Origin of the sequence: Vibrio sp. VPAP30, assembly GCF_001188205.1 — a bacterium.
Lineage (GTDB): Bacteria > Pseudomonadota > Gammaproteobacteria > Enterobacterales > Vibrionaceae > Vibrio > Vibrio bivalvicida.
In genome coordinates this window covers 217,265-227,209 of sequence record NZ_LBLS01000018.1, presented here as the reverse complement: position 1 = coordinate 227,209, position 9,945 = coordinate 217,265, and the positions used below count along the sequence as shown (strand labels likewise).

13 protein-coding genes are annotated in these 9,945 nt (G+C 43.0%); 10 read left to right on the top strand and 3 right to left on the bottom strand.

Annotated features, from left to right (window positions below; all coding sequences use genetic code 11):
• From ZX61_RS24530 to ZX61_RS07740, 5 genes are all read left to right on the top strand, one after another.
• On the top strand, positions 1-230 hold a 230-nt coding region (locus ZX61_RS24530; RefSeq protein ID WP_235431311.1), incomplete at its 5' end, for a hypothetical protein.
• Between the two features lie 77 nt (positions 231-307).
• Positions 308-625 carry a hypothetical protein gene (locus ZX61_RS07755; protein ID WP_049844104.1) on the top strand — a complete coding sequence of 106 codons (318 nt, stop codon included), beginning with the start codon at positions 308-310 and terminating at the stop codon, positions 623-625.
• 207 nt (positions 626-832) lie between these two features.
• On the top strand, positions 833-1,087 hold the full coding sequence (locus ZX61_RS07750) for a type II toxin-antitoxin system Phd/YefM family antitoxin (RefSeq protein WP_049844103.1): 255 nt from the start codon (positions 833-835) through the stop codon (positions 1,085-1,087).
• Positions 1,080-1,349, top strand: coding sequence for a Txe/YoeB family addiction module toxin (locus ZX61_RS07745; protein ID WP_049844102.1), 270 nt, complete (start codon positions 1,080-1,082; stop codon positions 1,347-1,349). Before ZX61_RS07750 ends, ZX61_RS07745 begins: the two co-directional genes overlap by 8 nt.
• Positions 1,350-2,027: 678 nt before the next feature.
• Entirely contained in the window at positions 2,028-2,408 is a 381-nt protein-coding gene (locus ZX61_RS07740) for an STAS/SEC14 domain-containing protein (RefSeq protein WP_049844101.1), read from the top strand.
• Between the two features lie 135 nt (positions 2,409-2,543).
• Here ZX61_RS07740 and ZX61_RS07735 read toward each other — a convergent pair whose 3' ends face one another.
• The 3 genes from ZX61_RS07735 to ZX61_RS07725 form a co-directional block, all read right to left on the bottom strand.
• On the bottom strand, positions 2,544-2,735 hold the full coding sequence (locus ZX61_RS07735) for a hypothetical protein (protein WP_049844100.1): 192 nt from the start codon (positions 2,733-2,735) through the stop codon (positions 2,544-2,546).
• A 365-nt stretch (positions 2,736-3,100) separates the two neighbouring features.
• Entirely contained in the window at positions 3,101-4,993 is a 1,893-nt protein-coding gene (locus ZX61_RS07730; RefSeq protein ID WP_049844099.1) for a methyl-accepting chemotaxis protein, read from the bottom strand.
• A 175-nt stretch (positions 4,994-5,168) separates the two neighbouring features.
• On the bottom strand, positions 5,169-5,987 hold the full coding sequence (locus ZX61_RS07725; RefSeq protein ID WP_049844098.1) for a formate dehydrogenase accessory sulfurtransferase FdhD: 819 nt from the start codon (positions 5,985-5,987) through the stop codon (positions 5,169-5,171).
• Between the two features lie 243 nt (positions 5,988-6,230).
• Between ZX61_RS07725 and ZX61_RS07720 the strand changes: the two genes are divergently transcribed.
• The 5 genes from ZX61_RS07720 to ZX61_RS07700 all read left to right on the top strand — a co-directional run bounded on the left by ZX61_RS07720 (position 6,231) and on the right by ZX61_RS07700 (position 9,939).
• Complete coding sequence (locus ZX61_RS07720) at positions 6,231-6,695, top strand: DUF3305 domain-containing protein (protein WP_049844097.1); 465 nt, start codon at positions 6,231-6,233, stop codon at positions 6,693-6,695.
• Complete coding sequence (locus ZX61_RS07715) at positions 6,685-7,206, top strand: DUF3306 domain-containing protein (RefSeq protein WP_049844096.1); 522 nt, start codon at positions 6,685-6,687, stop codon at positions 7,204-7,206. The genes ZX61_RS07720 and ZX61_RS07715 overlap by 11 nt, the downstream gene beginning before the upstream one ends.
• A 177-nt stretch (positions 7,207-7,383) precedes the next feature.
• Positions 7,384-9,045: a 4Fe-4S dicluster domain-containing protein gene (locus ZX61_RS07710; RefSeq protein WP_049844095.1), complete on the top strand. Its 1,662-nt coding sequence runs from the start codon at positions 7,384-7,386 to the stop codon at positions 9,043-9,045.
• A 12-nt stretch (positions 9,046-9,057) separates the two neighbouring features.
• Complete coding sequence (locus ZX61_RS07705) at positions 9,058-9,693, top strand: TorD/DmsD family molecular chaperone (protein ID WP_049844094.1); 636 nt, start codon at positions 9,058-9,060, stop codon at positions 9,691-9,693.
• A 48-nt stretch (positions 9,694-9,741) separates the two neighbouring features.
• The gene (locus ZX61_RS07700; RefSeq protein WP_004745957.1) at positions 9,742-9,939 is read left to right on the top strand and encodes a twin-arginine translocation signal domain-containing protein; all 198 of its coding nucleotides are present in this window, start codon (positions 9,742-9,744) and stop codon (positions 9,937-9,939) included.
• Positions 9,940-9,945 lie beyond the last annotated feature (6 nt).

The following is a 9,945-nucleotide window of genomic DNA, read 5'->3' as shown; positions in this document are numbered from 1 at the left end:
TCGGTTTGTGCTTGGAGTCCTATGCAGTGTTCATGTTTGTTATCGGTCTCTCGATAGAGGAGCCAGCGTTCAATCGAACTACTACATGGAAAGCTTTAGTTGCAGCTAAAGCCTGGGTCTCACATTATCCGAAACTCATTAAATTAGGTAAATTGGATAAGGAAATTATCCATACAACTGTTCAAAAGGGATTCGCAACGCGTGGCATTTTTAATGTGCGTTGGTTTTAGTGATTAAGGTGGTATGCGGCGGCTCTTGTATTGCGTTGCTCACCCCTTAACAGGGCGTTAGGCAAAACGGAGGAAAGATGAGCATACCGGATTCTGTATTTGACATTAGTAAATGGGGAGCTTTCAAACTCCCGGCTATTTCGTTTGCATTTGCTACTTTGGTTTTAGTCTTTCGTGATTCGACGAACCCGGAAGAAATGGAGTTTGTGCAATACATAATCAGATATGGCTTGGGGTCAGCAGTTATCGCATATTGTCAGTCATTATCCTATTCGACATATGTTTTGAACAATGAAGGTAAAAACGATCTTCCAGCCTTTATCCAAGTCCTCTTTATGATTGTTCATATACTTTGGTTTGCATACTGGTTTTTGGGCCTTGCGTGCTATGCCTAACAATCAATGGAAGTCAGACTGCTAACCTGTGGCACTTTTGGTTCCGGTTAGCGACAGTGTTTATGGTGGCCTGGTTTGATTTTTGTGGCATTAGCAGCCACTTAACAGGGCGTTAGTTGCCGTATCAATATTGCATGTCCAATTTACTGTACAAGTGTGAGAGTGAAGACTATACTTGTTCCATTAAATGTACATGTGGAGGTTCTTATGAGAATCGTATCTTTTACTGAAGCTAGAAATGGTCTTAAAGCTGTTTTAGACGGTGTAGTTAATGACGCAGATACAACAGTCATTACACGCCGTGACTCTGAAGATGCTGTGGTTATGTCTTTAGATTACTACAATAGCCTAATGGAGACAGTGCACTTACTACGCTCTCCTCAAAATGCTGAACACCTAAACCGCTCGATTGCACAGTATCGTGCTGGTCAAACAACGGCACGAGATTTAATTGATGAGTAGTAGTCAACGTTTACTGTCGTGGACTGACGACGCTTGGGGTGACTACCTGTATTGGCAAACGCAAGACAAAAAAACGCTCAAGCGCATCAACAAACTCATCAATGATGTTAAGCGTTCTCCTTTTGAGGGCATTGGTAAACCTGAACCGTTAAAAGAGAACTTATCTGGTTTTTGGTCTCGTCGTATTGACGATACCAACAGGCTTGTTTATGCAGTCGATGATCAAGCGATAACGATAATTTCATGTCGTTACCACTACTAAATCAGGTTCAGCGGCCGGCACATAACAATCTGCTTAAGGCCGACTACCAAAGCTCGGAAATGTTGGTGCGGTGATTAAGGTGGCTTTATTGAGTGTAGTAGTGTGTTGCTCACCACTTAACACCGCGTTAGGCTAATTGGTATGTGAATCGCAGTCTCAAATGAGTGGTCATGCAATCTGTTGCTATTTGGTTTTGGGAGAATAAAATCGCCATACTTTGTTCTTTCTAAAGTAACGTTATGAGTATTGTCATTATCTTTATATCTGTGTTTCTCGTTAAGCTTGTGCTGGCTCAGTTTGGAATTACGTATAACCTATTTTCTGATGTGTTTAACCTAAGACTAGCTATCCTTGATTTTGTGCTGTTTGCTTCTGTATATGCCTCACTATCGTTTATTTATAGAAAGGTTAAATCACGTTTAAGCCTGTGCAAGTACTAAAGATTCGAAAATTAGCCTAACAAATTGCTCAAGACTGACTATCAACGTTCGGAGAATTTACTTCATAGTTTGCTCAGTGTGTACGGTGGTAGACTTGCATTTTTTAGTATATTTCCAGCCTCCTAGCAGGGCGTTGTGTTACTCATTGAAATTCAGCATAAAATTGGTAATTAGGTCTCACCTTTTATTGGCTGCTTATCCTAAGCTGTATGAGTCAATCCAACTAGAGGTACTCGCTATGGGTATAGAACGTCATGGAATCACATTGGGTATTGAACGTATTGGTTCGGAATCTGTTTTGGTGTTTAAGGCTACAGGTAAACTCACTCACGAAGACTATGAAGCAATTGTTCCAGTCTTGGATTCTAGCCTAGAGGGTATCAGCTCCAAGCATATAAAAATGTTAGTCGACATCACGGAGTTTTCTGGCTGGGAGCTACGGGCTGCATGGGACGACTTTCAACTTGGATTAAAGGTTGGCTTTAACATTGAGAAAATCGCTATCTATGGTAACAAGAACTGGCAGGAGTTAGCTGCCAAAATAGGCAGTTGGTTTATATCAGGTGAAATCGAGTCATTTGGCAGCTACGAGTCGGCAGCACAATGGTTAACCGAATAACAAACTGCTCAAGACGAACTGCCAACGCTCTGTGAATTGACTTAAAGTTTGCTCTGTGCTTATGGTGGTCTGACTAGCAGGGCGTTAGCTGGCAGTTAGTCAGAGGTTGCCAGCTAGAGCTTATGTTGAAGGGGCTTATTGCTTAGTTACTGATATGGATTCGACATTTGAAGATAGGTCAAAACGTACATTAACTCGAGTTTCCGCTCGTTCAAAGGTAACATCATCAAAATCAGTGGTTGCGATTTTAAAGCCATTTTTCGCAAACAGACTAGTGACCATAGTTCTTTGTTTATACTCAAGTGCAGACGCGAGTAACTTGTCCATATTTATCCCTCTAGATTCATTGCGTTTAGGGCTAAAGCATAGCCTATATTTTTATGAAATCAATTGTCTATTGGATTACTTCGGTTTATACAAGCGATGCGATATATTTAGCCATTCCCTATTTATATAAGAGTGGGTTGTAATAGTAGTTGTAGTTCTAGGTTAGGTGGTTATTTTGTGACATTAAGCCAATAGTTTTGGTTCTACTGTTAAGGGTACGAAATAATGATGAAATATTTCCTTACAGATCAGCTAGCAAACTGTTATAGACGGACTACCAACGCTCTCATTTTAAATTAAGTCTGCTCTAATCTTGTTTGAACAAGATTGAGCAGATGCTTAAAAAAATAGAAATGTTAGTTTCTCTAATACTTAAATTGTGCGACGATTTTCTCAAGTTTATGGCTAACTCCTGATACTTGCTCACTACACCTGACAGAGCCTGAGACCACCTCAAAGGTGTTGCCCGCCAAATGCGCAATTTCAGTGATGTTACGATCAATTTCAGCAGAGACCATTGATTGCTCTTCAGAGGCGGTCGCAATTTGTGTGTTCATGTCAAACATTTCGCCAATCTGCTCACTGATACCTTCAATGGCCGCCACTACTTTATGGGTGTGTTCGTTGGTCGTTCTTGCCTGAGCTGCGCTGGTTGCCATTTGATTGGCCGTTTGCGAAATACCCTGAGTAAGCGACTGAATCGTTGACTCGATTTGATGAGTAGAGTCATTGGTCATTAATGACAGCTGACGTACTTCATCAGCCACTACAGCAAAGCCACGACCACTTTCACCAGCTCGAGCAGCCTCTATAGCGGCGTTAAGTGCGAGCAGGTTAGTTTGTTCAGCAATACCTTGAATCGTAGAAACCACCTGATTAATTTCTCGACTTTGCTCTTCTAGTGAGACAACGTGGGTTTGAGATTCTTCGATACTTGCTGCTAACACATCAATTCGATCACCTGTTGCATGTGTCATATCCAGTGCATTCTGTGCTTCTGTTTTCACGCGCTCGGCATTGTGCGCTGCAGACTCAATATTCGCGGTGATCTCGTTAGTCGTCATGACCAACTCATTGACAGCGGTTGCGACAGACTCTGATTCCAGCTTCTGCTGCTCGGCGTTCTTCATACTCTTCGAAGCCGCTTGTTCTGAGCTGCATGAGCTTTCACTTAGTACTTCCATCACCGAGGCGACATCTTTTATGTGCTTGTGTAACTGGCTGACAAAGGTATCGAAAGAGTTAGCTAATTGAGCTAGTTCATCGTTACCTTTGGCGTTCATCCTGACGGTGAGATCGCCGCTGCCAGATGCGATATCTTTCATCAAGGCGTTGATGATTTTGATACGATTAAGAATACTTCTACCGATCACAAATAGCAGCAAAGAGAGCAGGGCAACCATAGTTAACCCGATCATTTGCAATTGCTGTTTTACTTGTACTGTCGCTAACGAGATTTCTTGCACGATAGCAGACTGTAACGAGGCGATTTCTTCTTCCGTATTGTGAACATTACTTCTAAGTTGACCTCTTAAACCTTCATTAGCGCTATAGCCCAATAACGTTCGAGCATTGATCAACTGCTCTGCTTTCGCTCGATAGTTAAAGAAGTAATTCGCTAACGATGGGTATTGGGCAACAGTCAATTCAAACTGACTTAGTGCATTGACTAAAAGCATTTCACTCTCTTGCGATATATCGGATAGATATCGGAAATCCGCTTCCATTAACTCAAATAGGGCGACTTTTAAGTTAATGTCACGTTGCTCAACGGCCAGTTGTCTTAGTTCAAGGCGAACTTGTTCCAACTGATTGATATAACTTGTTTCGCTGCCTTTTCCTTCAAGCAGATTGACTTGATTGACCAGTTGATGAAACTGAGCCTGATACTGTTCAAGTGTCTGCGAAATCGTTTGTGTCGATGAAGTAAAATCGAGATCGTTGAGCACCAAAGTGTTGGATAAATCCACTAGGCGATCAGTCATTTGATCGAAGGTAGTATCAAATCGCTTCGGGTACTTGAGATCCTTGCGTGCTAAGAAGTCCTTCTCGTGACGTCTTAACATCAACAAGTCGACCTCGCTGGCTAAGTTTTGGCTAGCTGCATGCTCTAGGGATTGAAGCCTTTGCAAGCTAGAGTGCTCAACGAAGCCATACAGGCCAACAAAAATCAAAAGCATGGCGTTAATAAGAAATAGTTTTGCGCGAATAGATAAGGTAAAACCTTTGGAATGCTGAGTGCTTGGAGTACGGTCCATGAGCACCTCCCTGATAGCCTAGTGACGTCGGTAGCTTACTTATGTGACATTTTTATAAAATATTTATGACACATTTATAAAACTAATAGCAGTGCACCACGTCTTTGCAAGTTTCGAGAGATAAAAAAACGCACCCAGGCGATGCGTTTAATATGTGCTAGGAACGATGACTAGATTAGCCTTTTACGTCGAAATCAATCTTGCTGGCACCTGTAAAGACCTGAAAACGTAAACCTTTTGCACGAGCAATCGTGGTAATGCCAAATTTCTCAGCGAGCTCTAACCCCATTTGCGTAACGCCAGAACGAGATAACAGAACTGGTATCCCCATTTGCGCCACTTTAATCACCATTTCAGAAGTAAGGCGACCGGTGGTGTAAAAAATCTTGTCTTCACCAGACTCTTGATTAAGCCACATTTCACCTGCCAACGTATCTACGGCATTGTGACGACCCACATCTTCAACGAAAGAGAGGACTTCATTACCTTTGCACACCGCACAACCATGAACCGCACCCGCTTTTTTATACGTGTCGTTGTAATGAGTTAATGCTTCCAGTGCGGAATAGATTTCAGATTGCTTTAGAGGGACTTGAGGAACTTGATAGCCTTCGAGCTGCTTCATCACATTGCCATACATGGTGCCTTGCCCGCAGCCAGAAGTGACGGTCTTTTTCTTGAGTGCGCTTTCGACTTGTTGAATGTCTTCTTTAGTGATTACCGCTGCTGTGTGCGTCTCCCAGTCAATAATGACAGACTCCAACGATTCAGGATCACTGATAAAGCTTTGGTTTTTCAAATATCCGAGAACCAAGGACTCAGGACGAGATCCTAACGTCATTAAGGTTACGACTTCTTTCCAGTTCAGCATCACCGTAAGAGGGCGTTCACAGGCGATCTGCTTGGTCAGCCTTTCACCGTATTCATCAAACACTTCTACTTCGATGGTTTGCAAAGGGTTCTCACTGGTTTTAATAATGTTTGGTTTAACCACAGACGTTTCCTATCTAAATTCTCAGTATTATTTTTGCTACTTGTTGCTTGCAATTAGCGTTCCTATTTGTCGATCCTCTAATTTTGACAAACCAACGCCATCTCAGTCAGAAATTTCAACTAAATTGGTTGAATATAAAGCAAGTCAGTTATGGGTACAGATATTGCTAGCAGCATGAGCATATAACTCTAATCAAGTGATTTGTGTAAATCCATTAAATATCAAATTCGACGCTGGTGAACCATGTCAAAACATCAAACTGTGACTGAAAAAGTAGAAAAATCTGAAGAGCTATGGCCAATTGAATGCCAACTCGTCGCACATGAAATCGCCACAGGCCTATGGACGACAACGCAATGGCAATTAGCTTCATTCGACATTACTCCAAACCAAGCAAATACCTCGGTTGCTTTGCTTCAATTACACCGAGATGAGCGCACCGATTATCGCTTTAACCTAAGTTCAACTCAGCCAAAACTGTTTTTGGTCTTAGACAATGTCGATTCTGATGAGACGCCAAACATTGTAACGCTAACAGCGTCACAAAGTGTCGCAGGCCAATATATGGATGGTGATTACTTGGTACTATCTAATGATATGCCACTCCCTGTTCAAGCGTGGATGGAAGCATTTATTGGTCGACATGGGGAGCTACTCGAACAAAGACGCAAAAAACGTAAAGGGGCAGGTAGAGCAAGTGGCAACTAGTTTTTTTAATCGTTGGTCTAAAAAGAAATTAGAAGGTGAAAGCTCTTCTCAAGATGAGCCTTTAGTCGATCTCGATCAAGAAGTCGTCGAAACCCAGTCAGAGATAGCAGGGGAGCCAGAAACCGCTTTAGAACCAAGCAGCCAAGAGGTTGAAGATTCAGCGCAATCTGAGGCGAATATCGCTTCACTTCTCGCACCACAAGCAGAGTCTGCGGTAAAAAAAGCGGCGCTAAGGAAGCTGTTCCTATCGGGGCAGTTTAGTGAAGTCGATGGCCTGAATGATTATGATCACGACTATAAAGCAGTAAAAAGCCTCTCTTCAGATGTTGCTGAAAAACTTCGCGATTGGATGCAATCCGATGAGGAAGAGGTAGACAATAATACTCAGCTGATAAGCAGTGATGATGACTTAGCTAAGCATGATGAAGTTGAAGAACAAACGATAAGCGATTCGTCGCAATCGATAGAAAGTACAGAAACAGTGGGACAAAATATACCACACAAAGAATAGGTACATTTTGACTAAATCATCAATTTACGGAGTGGGACAAATTGTCTCACTCCGTTTTTTTATTGTGTAATTGGTTATCGAATAACAATAAAGCATTGATTTAATGGGTATATAAAGTTGGTACAGCAATTGCTTTTACTCGCCTAAGTGAATATTCCGTTCTACTGGAACAGAGCAATGCTAAAAGAACTACTACAAGAATCAACATCGGCAAACGGAAAGGCGCGACGCTATGCGTTTGAGAATACCGTTGAGCTAACCAATCTTATTCCACCAACCGTCAGCTATGAAAGTGGCGGTAATACACTCATCGTTGGCCCTACATCCATAATTGAGAGCGCCGCTGCTCAGTTAGAGCAGTTAAAAAGTATCACCTTGCTTTCTACTGACGGTGAGAAAGGTGATTCTAACAACCTCTATTTTGCCAGCTCAGTTCAAGTATCGGGTTTTCTAGGGACGTTTACCGTCGTTACCGAGAACAACGGAATTGAAAGTAATCTTGCGCAGGCTGCTATCAACAATGATTGCTTCGATATCGTTCTAGACTTGTGCCTTAGCAGCTGTATGAGTGAAGAAGTCCCAGTACCTGGCTATTACCCAGTGGGGCGCGGTTATCCAAAACTCGCAGAGGCGCTGGAAGAGATCCCGACTCTGATGGGCACGTTTGATAAACCCAAGTTCTTTCGTTTAGACACAGACTTATGTGCGCATAGCTCTCGTGGCGTGAAAGGGTGTGAGCGATGTGTTGATGCTTGTCCAGCAGGTGCATTGTCTAGTGAAGGTACAGATAAAACAGGGCATAGAATCGAGATTAACTCTTACCTTTGTCAAGGTGTGGGCACTTGTGCAACCGCGTGTCCGACAGAGGCGATTCATTACGCGCTTCCTACTCCGCAAGAAACCCAGAAATTCATAGAGCGCACACTGGCAAACTATGAGCAAGCGGGTGGGCAAGATCCTATCGTTTTAATTTGTAGCTCACGCCATGAACAATACAACGTGATGGCACTTAAAGCCCTGCCAGATAATGTGGTTCCTGTTGTTGTAGAAGAACTGCCTTCAGTTGGGATTGATTCGTGGTTTGCAGCTTTAGTAAATGGGGCAACTCAAGTACTGTTTGCCGCTAGTCGTTTTATGCCAGAAACCATTCTTCGTGTCCTCAACAACGAAGTGGCCACTGCGCAAGAATTACTGACTCAGCTCGGCATTGCAAAAGAGACCGTAGATATTCTTTATCTAGAATCGCTGAGAGAAGGGGCACCAACGCTTTGCTCCGAATCGTTTGATTTGGCATTGGGCGATCTTCAAGGGAATAAACGTCAACGTCTTTTCACCGCACTGGATTCTCTCGCACAAGCTCGTATTCCTGTTGAGAACATCGTTGAACTGCCAGAAAGTGCGCCTTACGGTAATGTCAGCTGTGAAAGTAAAGATTGTACCTTGTGTATGAGTTGTGTCGCGGTTTGTCCTACCCGAGCATTGCATACCGACGGCTCTTCTCCTTCACTTCAATTCGTCGAGCAAGACTGCATTCAATGTGGGCTATGTGCTAAAGCGTGTCCTGAACAAGTTTTGACTCTGACGCCTCGTATGAACTGGGACAAAAAGAGTCGACAGCAAGCCCAAGTCATCCATCAGGAAAAAGCAGCCGAGTGTGTACGCTGCCACAAACCTTTTGCACCGCAGTCGATGATTGACATGCTACAAAGTAAGTTACGCGGTCACTCTCATTTTGCCGATGAAGCAGCTCTGAATCGCATTGCTATGTGTGAAGACTGCCGAGTGGTGGACATGTTTGAGTCCATGGCAGAAGACCCAACCAAACAATTAAATTATTAAGGTGTGAGTACGATGGATAATCAACAACAAACAATTCGTGCAGATATCTACCTACTGCTGTCAACGCTATACCGTCAGCAGCCATCAACTGAACTGATCGATTTCCTGTCCCAACTAGAGACAGAGCAAGCAGAAAGTGCCATGCAGCTGGCTTGGCAAAAAGTGAAATCAGCAGCAATCGAAAGCAGCCAAGAGCAGTTAGTAGATGAATACCAAGAGCTATTTATTGGCATTGGTCGTGGTGAAGTAGTGCCTTTTGCTTCTTGGCATCTAACAGGTTCGCTTATGGAAAAGCCGCTTGCATCTATTCGTCATGATCTTGGCCTTCTTGGCTTAGAGCGAGAAGAGCAAGTAAAAGAGCCAGAAGATCACTTTTCGGCACTCTGTGAAGTGATGTCGGTCCTTACCGAAGAAGATGAAGAGCTACAGCAAGTGTTCTTTAACAAACATTTAGGTACATGGTTCAACTCTCTAGTGAAGCAAGTGAAAGAGGCGAAGAACGCGAGTTTTTACTTGGCCGTAGCCGAACTGACGAACGCATTTATGACTCTAGAGCAGGTGCGTTTCAGTGCCAATCTGCAAAACAGCAAAAATAAATTAAAAATTGATGTGAAAAACGTGACTGAGTATGAGCAGCCTCAGCAATAACGTCTCGCGTCGATAGCAATACCTACTAAAAAGGGTAAGGAAGCAATAATGAAAGATAATAAAGAGTTAAATCAAAGCCGTAGGGATCTTCTCAAAGGCTTAACGACCGCAGCAGTCGCTGGAGCCGTAGTCGCTGGCACTACCAAAGTGGCTAGCGCTGCAGAATCTGTAGAAGTGAAACAAGACGAAAAGAAAACAGGTTATCACGAGACTCAACATATTCGTGACTACTACGAAACGCTATAGGAGCTA